This window comes from Streptomyces sp. NBC_01283 (genome assembly GCF_041435335.1).
In the GTDB taxonomy this organism is placed as follows: domain Bacteria; phylum Actinomycetota; class Actinomycetes; order Streptomycetales; family Streptomycetaceae; genus Streptomyces.
Genome location: NZ_CP108430.1, coordinates 850,748 through 868,779 on the forward strand (window position 1 = coordinate 850,748; position 18,032 = coordinate 868,779).

The 18,032-nt window shown below is 69.4% G+C and carries 20 protein-coding genes; 7 read left to right on the forward strand and 13 right to left on the reverse strand.

The features are described 5' to 3' along the window. Nucleotide 1: 1 nt before the first annotated feature. On the reverse strand, nucleotides 2-1,051 hold the full coding sequence (locus tag OG302_RS03950) for a Ku protein (RefSeq protein WP_371525396.1): 1,050 nt from the start codon (nucleotides 1,049-1,051) through the stop codon (nucleotides 2-4). Nucleotides 1,052-1,446: 395 nt separating this feature from the next. Here OG302_RS03950 and OG302_RS03955 point away from each other — a divergent pair, with 395 nt between their 5' ends. Beyond that, complete coding sequence (locus OG302_RS03955; RefSeq protein ID WP_371525397.1) at nucleotides 1,447-2,226, forward strand: restriction endonuclease; 780 nt, start codon at nucleotides 1,447-1,449, stop codon at nucleotides 2,224-2,226. A gap of 48 nt (nucleotides 2,227-2,274) precedes the next feature. On the opposite strand, the gene OG302_RS03960 is transcribed toward OG302_RS03955, so the two are convergent. The 3 genes from OG302_RS03960 to OG302_RS03970 form a co-directional block, all read right to left on the reverse strand. Beyond that, the gene (locus OG302_RS03960; protein WP_371525398.1) at nucleotides 2,275-2,535 is read right to left on the reverse strand and encodes a GlsB/YeaQ/YmgE family stress response membrane protein; all 261 of its coding nucleotides are present in this window, start codon (nucleotides 2,533-2,535) and stop codon (nucleotides 2,275-2,277) included. 80 nt (nucleotides 2,536-2,615) lie between these two features. Beyond that, nucleotides 2,616-3,869: a cation:proton antiporter gene (locus tag OG302_RS03965; RefSeq protein WP_371525399.1), complete on the reverse strand. Its 1,254-nt coding sequence runs from the start codon at nucleotides 3,867-3,869 to the stop codon at nucleotides 2,616-2,618. A gap of 64 nt (nucleotides 3,870-3,933) precedes the next feature. Further along, nucleotides 3,934-4,533, reverse strand: coding sequence for a flavodoxin family protein (locus OG302_RS03970; RefSeq protein ID WP_371525400.1), 600 nt, complete (start codon nucleotides 4,531-4,533; stop codon nucleotides 3,934-3,936). A gap of 271 nt (nucleotides 4,534-4,804) precedes the next feature. Between OG302_RS03970 and OG302_RS03975 the strand changes: the two genes are divergently transcribed. Beyond that, nucleotides 4,805-4,933 (forward strand): LPFR motif small protein, encoded by a 129-nt coding sequence (locus tag OG302_RS03975; RefSeq protein ID WP_351165998.1) that lies wholly within the window; start codon nucleotides 4,805-4,807, stop codon nucleotides 4,931-4,933. 34 nt (nucleotides 4,934-4,967) lie between these two features. Here OG302_RS03975 and OG302_RS03980 read toward each other — a convergent pair whose 3' ends face one another. Together OG302_RS03980 and OG302_RS03985 are read right to left on the reverse strand one after the other, a co-directional pair. Next, complete coding sequence (locus OG302_RS03980) at nucleotides 4,968-6,179, reverse strand: aromatic acid exporter family protein (protein WP_371525401.1); 1,212 nt, start codon at nucleotides 6,177-6,179, stop codon at nucleotides 4,968-4,970. A 123-nt stretch (nucleotides 6,180-6,302) separates the two neighbouring features. Beyond that, nucleotides 6,303-6,458 (reverse strand): DUF6131 family protein, encoded by a 156-nt coding sequence (locus OG302_RS03985; protein WP_361830582.1) that lies wholly within the window; start codon nucleotides 6,456-6,458, stop codon nucleotides 6,303-6,305. Between the two features lie 312 nt (nucleotides 6,459-6,770). Between OG302_RS03985 and OG302_RS03990 the strand changes: the two genes are divergently transcribed. From OG302_RS03990 to OG302_RS04000, 3 genes are all read left to right on the forward strand, one after another. Beyond that, nucleotides 6,771-7,424: a YceI family protein gene (locus OG302_RS03990; protein WP_371525402.1), complete on the forward strand. Its 654-nt coding sequence runs from the start codon at nucleotides 6,771-6,773 to the stop codon at nucleotides 7,422-7,424. Nucleotides 7,425-7,602: 178 nt separating this feature from the next. Next, complete coding sequence (locus OG302_RS03995) at nucleotides 7,603-8,259, forward strand: maleylpyruvate isomerase N-terminal domain-containing protein (protein WP_371525403.1); 657 nt, start codon at nucleotides 7,603-7,605, stop codon at nucleotides 8,257-8,259. A gap of 158 nt (nucleotides 8,260-8,417) precedes the next feature. Then, entirely contained in the window at nucleotides 8,418-9,128 is a 711-nt protein-coding gene (locus tag OG302_RS04000; protein ID WP_371525404.1) for a hypothetical protein, read from the forward strand. Nucleotides 9,129-9,144: 16 nt separating this feature from the next. On the opposite strand, the gene OG302_RS04005 is transcribed toward OG302_RS04000, so the two are convergent. The 3 genes from OG302_RS04005 to OG302_RS04015 form a co-directional block, all read right to left on the reverse strand. Continuing rightward, the gene (locus OG302_RS04005) at nucleotides 9,145-10,887 is read right to left on the reverse strand and encodes an ABC-F family ATP-binding cassette domain-containing protein (RefSeq protein WP_371525405.1); all 1,743 of its coding nucleotides are present in this window, start codon (nucleotides 10,885-10,887) and stop codon (nucleotides 9,145-9,147) included. 68 nt (nucleotides 10,888-10,955) lie between these two features. After that, nucleotides 10,956-11,444 carry a cupin domain-containing protein gene (locus OG302_RS04010; RefSeq protein WP_371525406.1) on the reverse strand — a complete coding sequence of 163 codons (489 nt, stop codon included), beginning with the start codon at nucleotides 11,442-11,444 and terminating at the stop codon, nucleotides 10,956-10,958. Nucleotides 11,445-11,736: 292 nt separating this feature from the next. Continuing rightward, on the reverse strand, nucleotides 11,737-12,501 hold the full coding sequence (locus tag OG302_RS04015) for an SDR family NAD(P)-dependent oxidoreductase (RefSeq protein WP_371525407.1): 765 nt from the start codon (nucleotides 12,499-12,501) through the stop codon (nucleotides 11,737-11,739). Between the two features lie 68 nt (nucleotides 12,502-12,569). Here OG302_RS04015 and OG302_RS04020 point away from each other — a divergent pair, with 68 nt between their 5' ends. Continuing rightward, entirely contained in the window at nucleotides 12,570-13,229 is a 660-nt protein-coding gene (locus OG302_RS04020; protein WP_371525408.1) for a TetR/AcrR family transcriptional regulator, read from the forward strand. 79 nt (nucleotides 13,230-13,308) lie between these two features. After that, the gene (locus tag OG302_RS04025; protein WP_371525409.1) at nucleotides 13,309-13,926 is read left to right on the forward strand and encodes a GNAT family N-acetyltransferase; all 618 of its coding nucleotides are present in this window, start codon (nucleotides 13,309-13,311) and stop codon (nucleotides 13,924-13,926) included. Between the two features lies 1 nt (nucleotide 13,927). Here OG302_RS04025 and OG302_RS04030 read toward each other — a convergent pair whose 3' ends face one another. From OG302_RS04030 to OG302_RS04045, 4 genes are all read right to left on the reverse strand, one after another. After that, nucleotides 13,928-14,566 (reverse strand): class I SAM-dependent methyltransferase, encoded by a 639-nt coding sequence (locus OG302_RS04030; RefSeq protein WP_371525410.1) that lies wholly within the window; start codon nucleotides 14,564-14,566, stop codon nucleotides 13,928-13,930. 88 nt (nucleotides 14,567-14,654) lie between these two features. Beyond that, complete coding sequence (locus tag OG302_RS04035) at nucleotides 14,655-15,104, reverse strand: response regulator (RefSeq protein ID WP_371525411.1); 450 nt, start codon at nucleotides 15,102-15,104, stop codon at nucleotides 14,655-14,657. Then, nucleotides 15,101-16,672: a CHASE3 domain-containing protein gene (locus OG302_RS04040; protein WP_371750014.1), complete on the reverse strand. Its 1,572-nt coding sequence runs from the start codon at nucleotides 16,670-16,672 to the stop codon at nucleotides 15,101-15,103. The genes OG302_RS04035 and OG302_RS04040 overlap by 4 nt, the downstream gene beginning before the upstream one ends. Nucleotides 16,673-16,742: 70 nt before the next feature. After that, nucleotides 16,743-18,014: a PP2C family protein-serine/threonine phosphatase gene (locus OG302_RS04045; protein WP_371525412.1), complete on the reverse strand. Its 1,272-nt coding sequence runs from the start codon at nucleotides 18,012-18,014 to the stop codon at nucleotides 16,743-16,745. Nucleotides 18,015-18,032: the final 18 nt, after the last annotated feature.

Below are 18,032 nucleotides of genomic sequence, written 5' to 3' on the forward strand. Positions count from 1 at the left end.
CTCAGGCGGTGCGCCTTGGTTTCCGTGCGGCCGTCTTCTTCTCGGGCGCCTTCTTGGCCGTCGCGGACCTGGTCGACGTGGACTTGGTCGCCGTGCTCTTGGCGGTCGACTTCTTGGCGGTGGCCTTGGTGCCGTCGGCCGTCTTCTTGCCGATGGTCTTCTTGGCAGCGGAGGTCTTGGCCGTCGTCGTCTTCTTCGCGGTTTTCCTGGCCGCCGTCTTCTTCTTCGGCATCTCGTGGACGGTGGCGTCCTCGCCGGTCTCGCCACGTGCCGACCGGGCCTTCTGTACGGACTCCTGCAGCGCGGCCATCAGATCGAGCACCTGCCCGGCCGGCTCTTCCCCCTCTTCCGGCTTGGGCGGCTTCTTCCCCCCGGCCTTCGCCCGGATGACCTGCTCCAGGGCTTCGGTGTAGCGGTCGGTGGCCCAGTCCTGGTCGGCGATGCCGTCAGCGGTCATGGAGTCGATGAGCAGGATCGCCCGGTCGATCTCGTCGTCGTCCAGATCCATCGCCTTGGGGGCCAGCTCCTGGGGGTCACGGACCTCGTCGTCCCACTTCATGGCGTGCAGCAGGATCACGTCGTCCTGGACGCGCAGCAGGCCCAGCCGCTCACGCCCGTGCCACGCGAACTTGGCGACGGCGGCCTTGCTGTTCCGTTCGAGGGCTTTGCGGAGGAGCGTGTAGGGCTTGTTCGCGACCTGCCCGTCGGCCTGTAGGTAGTACCCCTCGCCGATCCGGATCGGATCGATCGACTCGTAGGGCACGAAGCCGGCGATCTCGATCGCCTTCGCGGTCGGGAGCGGCATCTCGTCGAGCTCCTCGTCGGTGACCGCGACGATCGTGTCCTTGCTGACCTCGAACCCCTTGCCGATCTCGGCGTTCGTGAGCTGCTTGCCGTCGAGATCGCAGATCTTCCGTGTGCGGACCCGGCTCATGTCCTCCAGGTGGTACTGGTGGAAGCTGATGCTGTGGTTCTCGGTGGCCGGCAGGACCTTGATCGGGATCGTGACCAGGCCGAACGAGATCGCGCCTGACCAGACGGGGCGGGGCATGCGGTACCTCCGTGACAGCCCCGAGAAGACCAGTGTGTGAGCGCGGAACCCGCTCCACAAGCCGACGGCCGCCACGTGCGCGAACCGCGCGCAGCGACCGGTGCGAAAGACCCCCGGAACGGGGCCCTTCGGCCCCGTCCGATCTGCCAGCCGATCGTGCGGTTTCCCCTCGCTGCTGCGGAAGCCTCACCACAGGACGTTTGCGGACGTACGAGGTTCGGGCGCGACGGGTCGACTCCACGTCCCGCGCCTGTTCCCGACGAACCTGTGAGGCGGCACCGCCTGATCCGGGTACCGCACGGCAGACGTCTCCCGTCGCGACAAGGGATCTTCAGGTCGTTGATCTTGGGCACACGGAGACAAGTGATCTTCGTCGTCCTCCGTAAAGGAACCTAATGACCGTACCCTCGCGCCCGGTTCGCCCCATGAACCGTGAGCGGCGCTTCAATCTGCGCGCGACCGCCCTGTTCTTCGCCCTGCTCGCGATCATCCTGTGCATCCTGGTCTTCGTGATCCGCACCGCGGCGGACATCGCCGAGAGCCGTCCGCTGTGGGCAGCTTCGATCGTCGTGATGGGCATCGCGGCAGCGCACCTGTGCCGGTCCAGATGGCGCCGCTTCTCCGCCGCGAGATACGCGCGCCGTGCCGCCGAGGCGCTGGAGGAGGCAGCGGAACTGGCCGCGGCGAAGTCGGAGGTTCTCACGGAGGCGCCCCATGTCGACCCTGCGGCGCAGGTGTTGGACGGCGAGGAGGCCACTGTCGTCCTCGATCCTCCAGAAGACGACGCCGAACTCGACCCCGACGGTTTCGAGCAGGCGATAGCCGACCTGTGCGTCCGTGACGCGTGCCGGGAGGTGGAAGTGGTGGGAGGCGCCGGTGACTTGGGCGCGGATGTCGTGGCGGTCACCGCCGAAGGACTCCGCATCGTCATCCAGTGCAAGCTCTACGGTGACGACAACAAGGTCGGCTCGCAGGACCTGCAGCGCTTCGGCGGAACGTGTTTCACCGTCCACCGCGCCGACATCGCGGCGCTCGTCACGACGAGCGATTTCACCGCTCCCGCCCTCGATTACGCCCAGCAGTGCGGCATCGTGTGCGTGAACGGCGAAGAGCTGCGGGCCTGGTCCGAGGGCACCGGCCCCAGCCCCTGGGAGGAAGCAGGCGTCGAGGTCTGACCGGCCAGAACCATACGGGCCCGCTTCACGCGGGCCTTCGCGTCGTCGCTAGCGCAGCTTCACCTTGCTCAACGCGGCGACGCCCAGCGCCGCGAGGCCGATCTGGATGAGCCATTCGATCCAGTCCACGCCGTCGGTGTTCGCCACGCCCAGGCCCGCCGCCACGGCCGTGCCGACCAGCGCCGCCGCGATGCCGACGACGAGCGTCCACAGGACGCCGATGTGCTGTCGTCCAGGAGCGACGAATCGCCCCAGTATCCCGATGACGGTGCCGATCAGCACCGCACTGATGAGACCCGAAATCTCCACCGTTTCCCCTTTGTTGGCGTCCTCTCACCGACCGAGTGCCCGTGGGCCGGAGAGATAGGCACCGCTCCCCCGCCACGGGGTCAGCGGTAGCTGACCCCGTCCAGGCGTCTGAGCACGGGCGAGGCCGCGGCCCCGTGCAGCATCACCGACAGCAGGACGGTGAACGTCACCACCGCCCACAACTCCTCCTGGTACGCCTGAAGATGCCCCTCGCCCAGGGCGTAGGCGAGGTAGAAGACGGACCCGATCCCCCGGACGCCGAAGAAGGAGGTCACCGCGCGTTCCCCGAGAGTCGTCCTCCCGCCGAGCTGCGCGATCCAGCCGGTGAGCGGACGGATCACGAGCAGCACCAGGAGGGCCGTGACCGCGCTGCCCCAGGAGAGCGCGGAGAGCCCGCCGCAGGCGATGAACCCCCCGATGAGAAGCAGCACACCGGCCGTGAGGAGCCTCTCCACCTGTTCCATGAAGGTGTGCATCACCACTTGGTAGCCGTGGGCCCGTTCGGCGGCCCGGATCGCGCAGGCCGTCGTGAAAACGGCGAGGAATCCGTAGCCGTGCAGTACTTCTGTGAGGCCGTACGAGATGAAGGTCGCCGCAAGTGCGACGAACCCTTCCCGGTGTTCGGACAGCCGGAGCGCTTCCCAGCCCGCCCGGAAGAACATCCACCCGAGCAGCCGGCCGATCAGCAGACCGACCGCCACACCCACGGTGACGCGTACGATCACGTCGCTCCACAGCCAGTGGCCCACCCACTCGCCTGACCAGCCCGTTTCCGAGGCGGCGAACATCGCGAGGGCGGCCAGGACCAGCGGGAAGGCGAGGCCGTCGTTGAGGCCCGCTTCCCCGGTGAGGGCGACGCGCACCTCCTCCTCGTCGTTCTCGGCGTCGGTCGGCTCACCGACACGTACCTCCGCCGCGAGCACTGGGTCGGTCGGGGCGAGCACGGCGCCCAGGAGCAGGGCGACGGCGGGCGGCCAGTCCACGAGGCCCCAGGCGACGAGGGTGGTGGCCAGCACGGTCAGGGGCATCGTGATGCCGAGGAGCCGCCATGCGGTGGACCAGGACCGTCTGCCGAACGGCCGGTTGATGGCCAGCCCGGCACCCATCAGGGCCACGATGACGCAGACTTCGGTGAGGTGCTCCAACCACGCCCTGTGCTCATAGGGGTCGAGGTCGGGCAGCCCGGTCGGCAGCAGATAGACGACGAATCCGACGGCCAGGAAGACCATCGGCATGGACATGGGCTGCCGCGCCACCAGTCTGGGCAGCACCGCGGCCAGCAGGGCGCCGATCCCCATGCAGGCGTATCCGACGTCCGCAGCGGTCACGTCCATCTACCGGCACCCGTTCTCGTAGTCATCTCTCCTGACCTGTGGTGTCTGTCGCGGCTAGCGCACGTCAGGGTGCCGGGTAGGGCTGACGGCCGAGCAGTTCGGCCAGGTGGAAGGCATTGACCGCGAGGGCGTGGGTGGCGGAGGCGACGGACTCGGGGGTCTCGTCCAGGTCCTGGTAGTCGGTGCCCTGTTTCGCCTCGCCCACCCAGTAGGTGACCGCGCCGGGCGCCAGCGAGAAGCCGAGGTCGTTGCAGGCCTGGAAGACATCGGCACTCACCTTGTGGGCGCCGTCCTCGTTGCCGACCACGGCCACCGCCGCGACCTTCCCGTACATCAGGGGCCGGCCCGTGGCGTCGGTCTCCGACACGTCCGCGTTCAGGCGCTCCAGGACCCGCTGGCAGACACTCGACGGGTGGCCCATCCAGATCGGCGTGGCCACCAGCAGGATGTCGGCCGCCAGCACCTTCTCGCGCAGAGCCGGCCACGCGTCACCGTCGCCCAGGTCGGCGGCCACACCGGGGTGGACGTCGTGGTCGGCCACCCGGACCGTCTCGATCTCGACCCCCAGCTTGTCGAATTCAGCCATGACCTGATCGGACAGGGTGTGGCTGCTCGATGCGGTGGGCGAGGAATTCAGCGTGCATACCAAGGACAGCGCGCGCATACGGGGCTCCATTCGTCAGCGGCGAGGGGAGTACGGGTCGTATCCCGTCGTATCCCGTCGTATCCCTGGAAGGCGTTCCCTATTGGATCAACCCTAATCAAGCACTCGCGGAACGAAATCGCATTGAGGGTGGAGTGAGAACGGCATGAAGGCACTGCTCGAACGCCGCCATGTTTTCGTCGTCGCTATCAGGGCAACCGGTAGCAATCAAGCCGCACAGCGGTTAACGAACTGACGGCTGGCAAGTAAAGACGTTCTATGGAGGTTCCTCATGCTGAAGGCCATTGCAGATGTACTCCGAGCCATCGGTGGAGCCATTGCCACGGTGGTCACCCTGCCCTTCCGTGCCGTCGCGCGGCTCTTCGGAGGGGCTTCCTCCAGTGCCCACGGCCACCACTGAGCGCAGGGCGTCCACCCGGGTCCGCGAGGCCCGGTCACGCCGGTTGATCGACGTGCCGCTGGAGCACGTCGCAGGCGTGCTGGAACTCCTCCATGAGCCGGGTGGACTCCACGACAAGGACACCGTACGGACGAGCCGGGTCGGTCAGCGGAAGACCGGCCCGGCTCGCCGCGTCGGTCACCTTCCGGCAGCATTCCTGGGACTCGTCGGCCAACTGGCACAACTGCCGGGCCTGCTCGGTGAGGGTGTCCTCGTCCAGCTCGCCGAGCACCCGGCCGATCTTCGCGAGGGATTCGAGGAAGTCGGCGTAGCTGTCGAGGAAGGCCCGGTCGTCGTGCCGGCCCCCGTCCTCCTCATGCCACTGGTGCAGGCTGCGCGTCAGTGACGCCACCTGGTACAGCGAGCGTTCGAGAGCCGACAGCACTGCGCCGTATCCCTCGAACGAGGAGCGGCCACGGTGCCTGCGCAGCAGTCGGCGAGGGTTGAAGTAGAGGCTCTCCTCCGCTGTCCGGAACCCTTCCCGCGCCTGCGTGATCAGGCCCCCGGTCTGCTCGGCGCGCCAGCGCCACTGCTGGCAGCGTTCCTCGTCCAGCTCCCCTTCGCGCAGCACCGGGTACATGTCGCTCACCAGCTCGCCCAGGGCGGTGGACAGTGAGCGGATGCCGTACTCGGCGCTGCGGTACCGCATCGGCGGGGCCACCGTGACGTTGACGACGACGCCGATGCCGCAGCCGATGAGGACCAGCAGGATGATCTCCCCGAGCTGGGTGATCTTCTGGGTGGCGGAGGTGGCGGCGGCATAGGTGGAGAAGGCGAAGAACGCGGCCGTGGCGACCTGTGATCCCTGCGCGCCGAGCGCGGGCCACCGTCCGATGGTCAGGCCCACCAATGCCACCAGCACGAACGTGAAGAGGTCGGGGCCGCCGAGGAATCCCAGGCCCGCCACCATGGCCACCCCGACGGCCACCGCCCCCAGATAGCGCAGCGACTGCAGCAAGGACTGGTACACCGTCACCTGCATGATCAGCACCGCGGAGAACGGCGCGAACGCCGGCGAGGGCGCGTCGAGCACGTAGTAGGAGACCACCCAGGACAGGGTCGCGGCCAATGTGCTCTTGAGGACCAGGAGCAGGGTGTGGCGCTCATAACCTGGCGTGTCCCAGGCCCGCCGCCACCATGGGCGCACACGGTCGAACCACCCCTGGGCCGCGGCTTCCGTCCGCTGCCCTCCGCCCTTGCCGGCCATGCACCGACTCCATTCCGTTCAGCAGATGATCGAGTTCAGCCTGCTACCCGGAGGAGCCGTCCGCATGCGCGCTGCGGGCCGCGACGGACCCGCAGCGCGCTTCCAGGAGGCCGTTGGCCGCGCCTACCAATAGTGTTTTCGCCCGCCTACCGCGTGACCGACGGAACCCATAATCCACAGGACCAAACCGATGACGACGAGGATGACGCCGATGGTCCACAGGATGGAGATGCCGGCCAATAGGCCGATGATGAGGAGGATGATTCCGAGTGCGATCATTTGCGCCTCCGACCCTCAGAATTATTTCAAGTATGCACCCGATGAACGCCGATGACAGTTTGACGCCGGTCCCGCTGATCCCCGTGAGCGGCCGAGCAGTCGAACAGTCCGCACCGGCGCGTGATACGCACAGCAAATGTGACGGTGCGTGACGCCAGGCAACCCAATCGTGCCTCCACATCCGTGCCGATCTTGTGCATCTTTCCAGCCCCCGGCGTCGAACCCGGACGAGACCTCCCATCTTGCTGGGTTGCCGCAGCCATCGGCGTGATAACACGGAGTGATCAAATCCGAAGGAGACGACGCGACATCATGGGTATCTTCAGCCGTCGCCAGACCACGACCCTCGAGCCGATATCGGCGGTCGGCCCCAGCACTTCCTTCTCGGCGACCGCCGGTGCCGAACTCGACCCGGCACTTCGTGCGCTGACCGGGGAGTGGACCATCGACCGCCCGCACAGCCGCATCGGATTCTCCGTACGGCACGCGATGGTCACGACGGTGCGAGGTGCCTTCGGTGACTACGACAGCACGCTGTACTTCGACGGCGCCCGGCCCTCCGAGTCGCGGGCCGAGATCATCATCCGGGTCGGCAGCGTCGACACCGGCGTGGAACAGCGGGACGCGCACCTCGTCGGCGGCGACTTCTTCGACGCACGCCGCCACCCGGAGATGTCGTTCCGCAGCACCTCCACGGTTCACGAGGGCGGGGAGTCGTTCCGCATGGCCGGGGAACTGACCATCCGCGGTGTCGCCCGCCCCGTCGAGCTGCAGCTGGACTACCTCGGTTCGGTCGTGGACCCCTTCGGCTTCGAGCGGGCCGGCTTCGACGGCACCACCACCATCGACCGCACCGACTGGGGCCTCGTCTACAACCAGCGCCTGGAAACGGGCGGCGCCATGGTGAGCGAGAAGGTACGGCTGCAGTTCGACATCTCCGCGATCCGGGCCACGCCGCCGGCGTAGCGCGCGGAACCGGGTCGCGTCGGCGGCCCCACCGGTCGTGGCGCTGATGCCGAGGGAGTCCGGCGCCAGGTGGGGCATCGGCGCTGCGTCCAGTCCTGCCAAGGTGACAGGAGCACCGCAGCGCCGAACCGCTCAAATGCGCTTGTCCGCCTTTGCGACTCCGCACTACCTTGGCGCCGTGGATCTCTTCTCGCGCTCTTGGACGGCCTTGCGCACGGCGGTCTCCGACCTCCCCGACGAAGCCTTCACACAGCCCTCCGGCTGCACCGGCTGGCTCGTGCGGGACCTGGTGTGCCATCTGATCGTCGACGCCCAGGACGTCCTGATCACCCTCGTGACCCCCTCCGACGCGGAGCCGACCCACGACGCGCTGACGTACTGGGACGTCAGCGCGACGCCGCCGACCGGCGAGGACCCGCTCGACGCGCTGACCGTCCGGCTGGCCGCCGCGTACGAGGAGCCCTGGCTGCTCAAGTTCCACCTCGACGACGTCGGTTCGGCCGCCGGCCGCGCCGCCGGGCTCGCCGACCCCGCCGCCCGGGTGAGCACCCGCGACGAGGTCCTCACCACGGGCGACTACCTCACCACGTACGTCATGGAATGGACGCTGCACCACCTCGACCTGATCGCGTACCTCCCGGACGTGGCCGGGCCGCCCGCGGAAGGGCTCGCCCGCAGCCGGGACATGCTGGAGCGGATCGCCGGCGCCGTCTTCCCCGCGTCGTTCTCGGACACGCAGGCGCTGCTGGTCGGCACGGGGCGGTGCGCCCCGACCGACGCGGAGAAGACCGAACTGGGCGACCTGGCAGCGAGGCTCCCGCTCGTCCTCGGCTGAACTTTCGCGGACAACGGTTTCTACATCGCGGCGCTCAACTCACGCTTACCCCTTGAGCGTTCGACCGCGACCATGCTAGAAACCGCTTACTGTCCACCTGTCGCACACGTGGACACACAGCCAAGCGAGCCCCTCCCCCCACTCGCAAGGAGCCCCACATGCGCAAGCGAACCGGCACGCTCACGGCCGCCACCTCCTCCCTCGTCCTGCTCACCGCCGCACCCGCCGACGCCTCCGTCATCTGGGACGGGGACGCATCCGGCGGGACCGGCGTGTTCTCCTCGACGCTGTGCGACTCGCCCGGCAGCGTCTCCGCACAGGACAACGGCGACGGCCGCGGTCAGGTCTTCAAGTTCAACAAGCCGCTGGGCCTTGAGCGTTGCGAGGCCCACGGGATCAGCGTCGGCGGGTCGCGGTACACCTTCAAGAACAACTCGACGTACTGGATCGGCTGGGACACCTCCACCAACACCCCGGACGCGGGCACGATCTTCCAGTGGAAGTCGTACGGCACCAACGATCAACACCAGCAGAACTACCCGGTGTTGATGAAGGTCGAGGGCGGCGAGCTCAAGCTGTTCCACATCGAGGTCGGCGAGAAGTGGACCCTGAAGTGGTCCACGCCCGTCACGACGAGTACGTACAAGCGCATCGTGCTCGGCATCCACACCTCGTCCGACGCTTCCACCGGGTGGGTGTCGGCCTTCTACAACGGCACCAAGGTCGCCGAGTTCTCCGGCCGCACCTGGGACGACCTGGGCAATGACACCCGCTTCGGCTCCTACGGCTCCGAGGTCCAGGACAAGCGCGTCATCAACTGGATCGACGGGCTCAAGGTCGGCACGACGTACGGAGACGTGGCCGACTGACGCCGGCCGCCCGCCCTCAGCTTCGCTCGACCAGCCGGCCCTCGGACAGCTCCAGCAGCCTGTCCTGATGGTGTTCGCGCAGGGCCCGGTCGTGAGTGACCATCACGACCGGGCCCGTGAACTGCGCGACCGCCTCCTGCAGTTGCTCGACCAGCGCCAGGCTGAGGTGATTGCTGGGCTCGTCGAGCAGCAGCAGATGCGGGCGCCGCGAGAACAGCAGCGCGAGTTCGAGTCGTCGCAGCTGGCCCTCGGAAAGCCGGTTCACCGGCACATCGAACTCCGAGGCCGCGAACAGGCCGAAGCGGGTCAGCTCCCTGGCGGCGTCGTCGACGTAGACAGCGCGGTGGGCGGCGAAGGTCTCCAGCACGCCGCGCTGCTCCTGGGAGAAGTGGCTCTCCTGCGGCAAGTAACCGATGCGCAGACCCGGTTCACGTACCACCCTCCCCGCGTCGGGCTCCCGGAGACCTGCCAGTACGGACAGGAGCGTGGTCTTGCCCGCGCCGTTCGCTCCGGTGATCACATGCAGTGAACCGGGGGCGAGTTCCAGGTCCACACCCCGCACCACATCGCCGACGACAAGACCCTCGGCCCGGAGCAGCACGCCGCCTGGCGGCTCCCCACTCTCCGACGCAAGGATCGACGCCTGCTCCGACGCCTGGAACGGCGGCTGGAAGGACAGCGGCTCGGGTGGGCGGTGCACCTCCTCGTCCAGCAGCCGCGCCAGTTGCTGCCGGGCCGCGCGGGTGGCACGGGACGCGGCGGCCTGGGCACCGCCTCCGGCGAGGTTGTAGGAGAGCTTGTCGCTGTCCCGCATCGCACCGAAGGTGCGGCCGGACCTGCCGGCCCTGTCCAGCCGCCGCCGCGCCTCGGCCAGTTCCTGACGCCAGTCGCGGTACTGCTGCCACCAACGCTCCCGGGCCGCGGCGCGTTCGTCGAGGTAGTCGCGGTAACCGCCGCCGTAGCGCACGGTGGAGCCGCGTGAGCCGTCCAGGTCGACGATGCCGGTGACGGCGGTGTCCAACAGCAGCCGGTCGTGCGACGCGATCAGGCACGGCCCCTGGTACTGGGCCAGCCACTGGACGAGCCAGTCCACCGCACGGTCGTCGAGGTGGTTCGTCGGCTCGTCGAGGAGCAGCCCCGCGGGTTCGGTGAGCACCAGCTCCGCGAGCGCCAGTCGGGACCGCTCGCCTCCCGACAGCGTCTCGGTGGGGCGCCGCCGCTCCAGGCCGCCGAGGCCGAAGACGTCGAGCACCTCGCCGATACGGGCGTCGAGTTCCCAGCCTCCGCGTCGCGCGAACTCGTCCTGGAGGCGGCCGTACTCGGCGAGCACCTCGCTCAGGTCATCGTCGTCCTTGCCGGAGGACATCAACTCCTCGGCGGCTCGCATTCGTTCGGACATGTCGGCGAATTCGGCGGTCGCCCGCGCGACGACGGTCTCGATGGTCGCTCCGTCCGGGAAGCCGGGCTGCTGCGGCAGGAACCCCACCTGGCCCGCGACCGCTCGTACGACCTGGCCTCGCTGCAGCGGCAGTTCACCGGCGAGCGCGCGCAGCAACGTCGACTTGCCCCGACCGTTCTCGCCGATCAGGCCCACCCGCTCGCCCCGTGACACCTTCAGCGAGACGTCACGCAACACCATCCTGTCCCCGAGCACGCAGTGCACGTTCTCGGCGAGGAGGTGCGCGAAGCGGTGGTCACCGGCCAGGACGTCCTGCGCCCCTGGGTGCGCACCGGCGTGAGTCGTCTTCGCTTCGGGCATCTTCAGGAGCTCCTGTCTGGTGGCCGAGTGGTCGTGAGCCGAGAACCGTCCGACAAAGCCGGTCTCCGTCAGTCGTCGGCCAACGGTGTTCCGCAGCGGGCGCAGTAGCGGGCGTCGCGTTCGGCGGCGAGCCGGCCGCATGCGGGGCAGACGCGGCCGAGCAGGCAGACCGGTTCGCCCGCCTCGGACCCGTCGGCCGAGCCCGCGGCGAGGACCGGGCGGCGGCGGTGGGCGGTCGTGTAGACGAGCCCTTCCTCCCCCGCGTCCACGCAGCGGGTGATGCCCGCGGGAAGCCAGGCGAGGGCGCCGGGCGCGAGCCGCCAGGCCGCGTCGGGGGTGCGGAGTTCACCGGTGCCGGTCAGCACGGTGAACAGGACCCCCCACTGTTCCTCCGTGTGCTCGCCGATGCTCGCGCCCGGGGCCAGCCGGACGACATCGGCGTCCAGCTCCCTCGTACGGTCGCCGAGCGACCACAGGACGCTGATCGGCCCTCGCCCGACGGCCGCGGTCTCTTCCGGTCCGACGAACACCGGAGCGGCGGGGACGGGCGTGCTCATAGAACTCCAGTCAGCGACTCACGTATCTCGTATCCCGTATCTCGTACGGATCGGCTGCGGCGTCGGCGGGATTCGAACCCGCGGACAGGGAAGGGCAAGGCCCGCCCGGCTCCCGTCAGTCGGCGTGCGAGGGGCTTCCCGCACGCCGATCGCAATGGGCCGCTCTGCCACGGCGCCGCAACCTGCGGGATCGCGCGATCCCGCTCCGCCGAGAATATGGACATCGCCCGGCGGAGGCGAGTTCATTTCACCGCGGACCGAAGGCCCGGGGCCACCGCGAGCGGTGGCCGTGTCAGGGGCGCGGCCCGAGGAACAGGCCGCCGCTCGCGTCGATGACCTGGCCGGTGATCCAGCGCGCCTCGTCGGAGGCGAGGAACGCGACGACGTCGGCGATGTCGTCGGGCCCGCCGAGACGGCCAAGGGCCGTCCCCGCGGTGATGAACTCGGCCAGGCCCGGCGCCGCGAAGGCCGCTTCGTTGGTCGCCGTCCTAGTGGCGCCGGGAGCAACCGCGTTCACCGTGATGCCCCGGGGGCCGAGCTCGTCGGCCAGGGTCATGCTCATCGTCTCGATCGCGCCCTTCGTCATGGCGAAGGACGTCTGGGTGGGGAAGGCGCTCCGGGCCGCCACGGACGACATCGTGATGATGCGGCCGCCGTCCCGGAGCACGGGCAGGGCGCGCCGGATGATGAAGTACGGCGCACGGACGTTCACCGCGAACAGGCGGTCGAACTCCGCGCGTGTCGTGACGCCGAGCGGACCGGCGGGCGGGGCCGCCGCGTTGTTGACGAGGATGTCGAGCGGCCGCCCCACCAGGCCCGCCTCGACTCCCGCGAAGAGCGTGTCGACGTCGTCGTCCGCGCCCAGTCGCGCCCTGACGGCGAACGCGGTGCCCCCGGCGCGCTCGATCTCCTTGACCGTGGCCGCCGCCCCGTCCTCGTCCGAGCCGAAGTGCACGACGACCGTCGCCCCCTTGGCCGCCAGCCGCGTGGCGATGGCCTGCCCGATACCGCGCGAGGCTCCGGTCACCAGGGCCGTCCTGCCAGTCAGATCACTCATGTCCGCCACCCCTCGATGCGAGTGACTACCAATTTGGTAGTCACTACCACTACGGTAGGGTCTACCACATGCCCGACCACCACTCAACACTCCGCGCACAGAGGCGAATCGAGACGCAGCGCACGATTCAGGCGCATGCGGTACGGCTGTTCACCGAGCGGGGGTACGACGCCACGACCGTGACCGATGTCGCCGAGGCCGCGGGTGTGTCGCCCATGACCGTCTACCGGCACTTCCCCACCAAGGAAGATCTCGTGCTCCTTGAGCAGCACAGCCGCCTCGTCGCCGAGCGGATCGCCGCGTCGACGGCCGCGCAGCCTCTGGTCCGCCGTATCGGCAGGGCGCTCGTCGACTCGGCCTCGGCGATGACCGGTGGCGCCAAGGGAGAGCAACTGACGGCGGACGAGCGGTTCCTGCTTGCCCAGCTCCGGCTCATGATCTCGACGCCGGCTTTGCGGGCCAAGCACCTGGACAGTCAGTACGCCCTGCAGCAGGCGATCGTCGACGGCCTCGGGGACGAAGCCGCCGAGGGCGGCGCGGCGTTCCGGGCCCAGGCGGCGGCCAGTGCCTGCCTGGGCGCCATGCACACGGCATTGGTCCGCTGGGCCCAGGACGACGGGCGCTCCGCGCTGCCGGACCTGATCGCGCAGGCGCTGGCCGCCGCGTTCGGCGAGACCATGATCGACAGCGAATCGGCCGGGGGCGACACCCCCTCGCCTGCAACCTGAACCGCCCGCCCGGAACGCACCATTGACCCACGTAGGCCAACGGGACCCCGCCCGGCCATCGAAGATCATCGGGTGCAGAATGACCCGTATGTCGATGACGAATACTCCCAAGAAGGCCACGATCGACGATGCTTCGCAGATCGGCCGCACCCTGGCCCGTGCCTTCGCGGACGACCCGATGATGCGCTGGTTCTTCCCCGCCGACGCCACCCGCGAGGCGGGGCTCGCCCGCTACTTCGCCACTCTCTTCACCCGGCAGTACGTCCACCACGGCGTCTGCGAGCACACCGCGGCGGCGGCCGCCTACTGGGTGCCGCCGGGCGCCCAGGACAAGGCCGTTCCCGACGCGGAGACCATCGCGGAGCTCGGGGAGATACTCGGCGACCGGGCCCCGCTGTTCCAGGAGGCCACCACCGCGGCCGCCGCGCACGGCCCCCAGGAGCCGCACTGGTACCTGGCCGTGGTCGGCGCGGACCCCGCCGCCCAGGGCCAGGGGCACGGAGCGGCCCTCCTGCGCTCGGGCCTCGCCAAGGCCGACGCGGACGGCCTGCCCGTCTACCTGGAATCCTCCAAGCCCGCGAACCTGCCCGTGTACGAGCACTTCGGCTTCGAGGTGCTCGGCGAGGCGCAACTGCCCGGCGGCGGGCCGACCTTGTGGCCGATGCGCCGCGAGCCCCGCGGTACGGCCCGCGCCTGAGTCACTCGCCCGCGCGCATCAGCAGATGGCCGCGCCGGAACCGTTCGCCTTCGTGCGGCTCGCGCAGCATCCTGCCGACCTCCACGAACCCGGCCTCGCGGGCCAGCTCCGCGAGGCCGTCGACGGGCCAGCGGTAGGCGGTCACGACCTTGTGGTCGAACGGCGTGACCGGGCCGCCGTCCGCCTCGAAGAACCCGAGCAGGATGTGGCCGCCCGGCGCGATGACCCGCCGGAACTCCGCGAAGTACGGCGGCAGATCCTGCGGCGGGGTGTGGATGAGCGAGTACCAGGACACGATGCCGGCCAGCTTGCCGTCGGCGAGGTCGAGGGCGTCCATGGAGCCGAGTTCGAACCTCAGGTCCGGGTGGTTCTGCCGGGCGAGCTCGATCATCGCGGGCGACAGGTCGATGCCGAAGACGTCGAGACCCAGGTCCCGCAGGTGCGCCGTCGTCCGGCCGGGGCCGCACCCCAGTTCGGCGACCGGTCCGGCACCGGCCGACACGAGTTCGGCGAACGCGGCGAGCACCGCGCGGTCCAGCGGAAACGCGTCGAGCGCGTCGCGGGACAGTTCGTCGTAGAGGACGGCGACGGAGTCGTAGGCATCCGCTGTCGCGGACAGGTGGGAGGAGGTCTCAGTCATGAGCGAGGAATCTAGTCCACGCCCGCCGCTCCGTCCCTTGCCCCCCCCTCCCCCTCCATGCGGCGCCGCGCGGATCAGCCTTCGCCTCTCAGACCTGACGTCGGGGCAGGCGCACCACCTGGACGAAGAAGTCGTCGATCTGGCGTACCGCGGCGATGAACTGGTCCAGGTCGACCGGCTTGGTCACGTAGGCGTTCGCATGCAGTTTGTAGCTGCGCAGGATGTCCTCCTCCGCCGCCGACGTGGTGAGCACCACCACCGGAATGTCCTGCAGGTCCTGGTCCGACTTGACCTTCTCCAGGACCTGGCGCCCGTCGTACTTGGGCAGGTTGAGGTCGAGCAGGATGAGATCGGGACGCGGCGCCGCCGTGTACTCGCCGCGCTGGTACAGGAAGTCGAGCGCTTCCTCGCCGTCCCGGACCACGTGCAGCGTGTTGCGGATCTTGTTGTCCTCGAACGCCTCGCGCGTCATCAGCTCGTCGCCCGGGTCGTCCTCCACGAGAAGCACGTTGATCGGCGCGGCATCAGGGCTGGTCATGTCAGAGCCTTTTCCTCGGTGCGGGATGGGGTGGCCGCGGCCGTGTCGGTTTCAGTGTCGGTGTCGGTGTCGGTGTCGGTGTCGGACGGCAGCGTGAAGCAGAGGCGCGTTCCCTCGGCCTGGCCGCTGTCGATCCAGATGTGGCCGCCGTGATGCTCGACGATCTTCTTGCACAGGGCGAGGCCGATGCCGGTGCCCCCGTAGGCATCCCGGCCGTGCAGGCGCTGGAAGATCACGAAGACCTTCTCCGCGAACTCCTCGGGGATACCGATGCCGTTGTCGGTGACGCTGAAGCTCCAGATGCCGGAGCCCTCGTCCTCCTCGCACGTGATCCGGATCCGCGGGGTGCGTTCGGGGTGGTGGAACTTGACGGCGTTGCCGACGAGATTCTGCCAGAGCATCGTCAGGAGCGTCGGGTCGCCGATGATCTCGGGGAGCTTCTCGGGGCGTTCGACGATCGCGCCGGTGTCCTGGACGGAGGTGTCCAGGTTGGCCAGCGCCTTGGACAGCGCCTGGTCGAGGTCGACGGGCACCCGGGCGTCGTTGAGGCGCCCGACGCGGGAGAAGGTGAGCAGGTCGTTGATGAGGATCTGCATGCGCTTGGCGCCGTCGACCGCGAAGTCGATGTACTGCTTGCCGCGGTCGTCGAGTGTGTCTCCGTACCGCTTCTCGAGGAGCTGGCAGAAGGAGGCGACCTTGCGCAGGGGCTCCTGGAGATCGTGGGAGGCGACGTAGGCGAACTGCTCCAGTTCGGCGTTGGAGCGGCGCAGCTCCACGGCCTGGGCGTCCAATTCGGCCGCCTGCTGGGTCAGTACGTCCCGCTGGCGGCGCGAGGCCCCCAGTTCCTCCACGATCTGCTGCCGCATGCCCTCTACGTCCGCCGCCACCGCCCTGAGGTCCGACGGGCCGTCGATCGTGATGACGTGGTCGAAGTCGCCGCGCGCCACTTGGCGGGAGGAGGCACGCAGCGCTTCCAGGGGCCGGGCCACCAGCGCACGCACCAGGAACGCCAGGACGACGCCGGCCAGCAGGAAGACCGCCACCATGGAGCCGAGGATCACGGTGCGCACCTTGCGGGTGCTGTCCAGCTCGGCCCTGCCGTCGTCGACGGCCTCGGCCAGGTCGGCGTTCTGCGCGGCCCACACGGTACGGATCTGGTCGAAGACCTTCTTGCCGCGCTCCACATTCGTTTCGGCGACGGCCTTCGGCTCACCGGGCGTGACCTTCTCCACCAGCGGTTCGGCGTACGCGCGGCGCCAGTCCGCCGCCTCCCGCTGGACCGCCTCGAGGTCTGCCACAAGGCGCGGCTGGTCCCCTATGAGGTCGCGCAGCCGGGCGGCGGCGCGGGCCTCGTCCCGCTTGCCCTGGACATAGGGCTCCAGGAACTGGCGGTCGGCGGTGATGGCGTAGCCCCGGACGCCGGTCTCCTGGTTCACCAGAGCGGCCTGCAGACGGTAGGTCTGCGTGCGGGCCGGCTGCAGACGGTCTGCCAGCTGGTCGGTCACGTCCGCGGTCTGCCCCAGCAGACGGGCGCCGACCACGGTGCCCGCCACCACCAGGAGCACCATCAGGACCAGTACCAGCTGGAACCAGCCCTGGACCGTCAGCCGACGGCCGATCCATGCTCTGCTCGTCGTCTCAACCACGGCGTTGTTCTCCGATGCTGCTCTTGTAGCGGCCTTCGGCCACAGCTCTCGTCGGTCCGTCTCCGCTCCCGTGCCAGTGCAGGTGCACGACGGCCACGTCGTCGGCCAGACCGCCCTGTTCCTCGGCGAGGCCCTCGGCCCGCTGGATCAGCGTGTCGACGAAGGCCGCCGGTGCCAGGGGACCCAGCTCGCGCGCGAGGCCGAGGAGTCCCTCTTCGCCGAGCCGCTCGCGGCCCTTGCCGATGTGCCCTTCGAAGAGGCCGTCGGTGAACAGCACCAGCGCCGACTCCGCGGGCAGCGGCAGTTCCTCGACCGGCCAGAGCGGAACACCCGGGGCGACGCCCAGGGCAGGCCCGCCGGCCGCCTCCATCCACTCGACGCCGCCCTCCGCGGTGCGCAGCAGCATCCCGGGGTGGCCCGCGCGTACCAGCCGCACGTGCTGTGCCCCCGCCGGGACGGAAAGGCTCGTCAGCGTGGCGAAGACGTACGGCTTCACGCGCTCCGCCAGCATGATCTCCTCGAGCCGGCCCACCTGCTCGGCGCCGGTGACGCCGCTGAGCACCAGCGTGCGCCAGGCGATGCGCAGTGCCACGCCGAGCGCCGCCTCATCGGGTCCATGACCGGAGACATCCCCTATGAGGGCGTGCACGGTGCCGTCCGCGCTCTGGACGATGTCGTAGAAGTCGCCGCCCAGCAGGGCCTGGGCGCGGCCGGGCCGGTAGCGGGCCACGACGTTCACGCCCGCGCTGTTCAGGAGCGGCCTCGGCAGCAGTCCCCGTTCGAGCCGGGCGTTCTCCTGGGCCTGCATCTGGCTGGCCTGCAGGGCGACGGCCGCCTGCTCGGCCTGCTTGCGCTGGATCGCGTAGCGCACGGCCCGGCCGAACAGCTCCGGTTCCACGCGGCCCTTGACGAGGTAGTCCTGGGCCCCCGCGGCCACGGCGGCGGAGCCCGTCTCCTCCTCGGCGAGGCCCGTGAGCACCACGACCGCGACCTGCTCGGCGTGGGACCGGACCATGGACACGGCTTCAAGGCCCTGGGCGTCAGGCAGGTGCAGGTCGAGCAGCACGCAGTCCGGCACCTCAAGGGCCAGCGCCGCACGCGCCTCGGCCATGGAACGCACCCACTGCAGACGCATCTTCAGCGCACTGTCGGCGACGAGTTCCTCGACCAGGAGGGCGTCGCCGGGGTCGTCCTCGACCAGCAGTACCAGCGGCGGCGGCAGCTGCCGGGCCGTCGCGGTGTCACTCTCAATGGCTGAACGCATGCCGGAAGTCCATGGCTG

What these genes read in the sequence shown, in the direction of transcription:
- OG302_RS03950 (WP_371525396.1), bottom strand. Translation starts at nt 1,051, where the DNA reads ATGCCCCGCCCCGTCTGGTCAGGCGCGATCTCGTTCGGCCTGGTCACG.
- OG302_RS03955 (WP_371525397.1), top strand. Translation starts at nt 1,447, where the DNA reads ATGACCGTACCCTCGCGCCCGGTTCGCCCCATGAACCGTGAGCGGCGC.
- OG302_RS03965 (WP_371525399.1), bottom strand. Translation starts at nt 3,869, where the DNA reads ATGGACGTGACCGCTGCGGACGTCGGATACGCCTGCATGGGGATCGGC.
- OG302_RS03970 (WP_371525400.1), bottom strand. Translation starts at nt 4,533, where the DNA reads ATGCGCGCGCTGTCCTTGGTATGCACGCTGAATTCCTCGCCCACCGCA.
- OG302_RS03975 (WP_351165998.1), top strand. Translation starts at nt 4,805, where the DNA reads ATGCTGAAGGCCATTGCAGATGTACTCCGAGCCATCGGTGGAGCCATT.
- OG302_RS03980 (WP_371525401.1), bottom strand. Translation starts at nt 6,179, where the DNA reads ATGGCCGGCAAGGGCGGAGGGCAGCGGACGGAAGCCGCGGCCCAGGGG.
- OG302_RS03985 (WP_361830582.1), bottom strand. Translation starts at nt 6,458, where the DNA reads ATGATCGCACTCGGAATCATCCTCCTCATCATCGGCCTATTGGCCGGC.
- OG302_RS03990 (WP_371525402.1), top strand. Translation starts at nt 6,771, where the DNA reads ATGGGTATCTTCAGCCGTCGCCAGACCACGACCCTCGAGCCGATATCG.
- OG302_RS04000 (WP_371525404.1), top strand. Translation starts at nt 8,418, where the DNA reads ATGCGCAAGCGAACCGGCACGCTCACGGCCGCCACCTCCTCCCTCGTC.
- OG302_RS04005 (WP_371525405.1), bottom strand. Translation starts at nt 10,887, where the DNA reads ATGCCCGAAGCGAAGACGACTCACGCCGGTGCGCACCCAGGGGCGCAG.
- OG302_RS04010 (WP_371525406.1), bottom strand. Translation starts at nt 11,444, where the DNA reads ATGAGCACGCCCGTCCCCGCCGCTCCGGTGTTCGTCGGACCGGAAGAG.
- OG302_RS04015 (WP_371525407.1), bottom strand. Translation starts at nt 12,501, where the DNA reads ATGAGTGATCTGACTGGCAGGACGGCCCTGGTGACCGGAGCCTCGCGC.
- OG302_RS04020 (WP_371525408.1), top strand. Translation starts at nt 12,570, where the DNA reads ATGCCCGACCACCACTCAACACTCCGCGCACAGAGGCGAATCGAGACG.
- OG302_RS04025 (WP_371525409.1), top strand. Translation starts at nt 13,309, where the DNA reads ATGACCCGTATGTCGATGACGAATACTCCCAAGAAGGCCACGATCGAC.
- OG302_RS04030 (WP_371525410.1), bottom strand. Translation starts at nt 14,566, where the DNA reads ATGACTGAGACCTCCTCCCACCTGTCCGCGACAGCGGATGCCTACGAC.
- OG302_RS04035 (WP_371525411.1), bottom strand. Translation starts at nt 15,104, where the DNA reads ATGACCAGCCCTGATGCCGCGCCGATCAACGTGCTTCTCGTGGAGGAC.
- OG302_RS04040 (WP_371750014.1), bottom strand. Translation starts at nt 16,672, where the DNA reads ATGGTGCTCCTGGTGGTGGCGGGCACCGTGGTCGGCGCCCGTCTGCTG.
- OG302_RS04045 (WP_371525412.1), bottom strand. Translation starts at nt 18,014, where the DNA reads ATGCGTTCAGCCATTGAGAGTGACACCGCGACGGCCCGGCAGCTGCCG.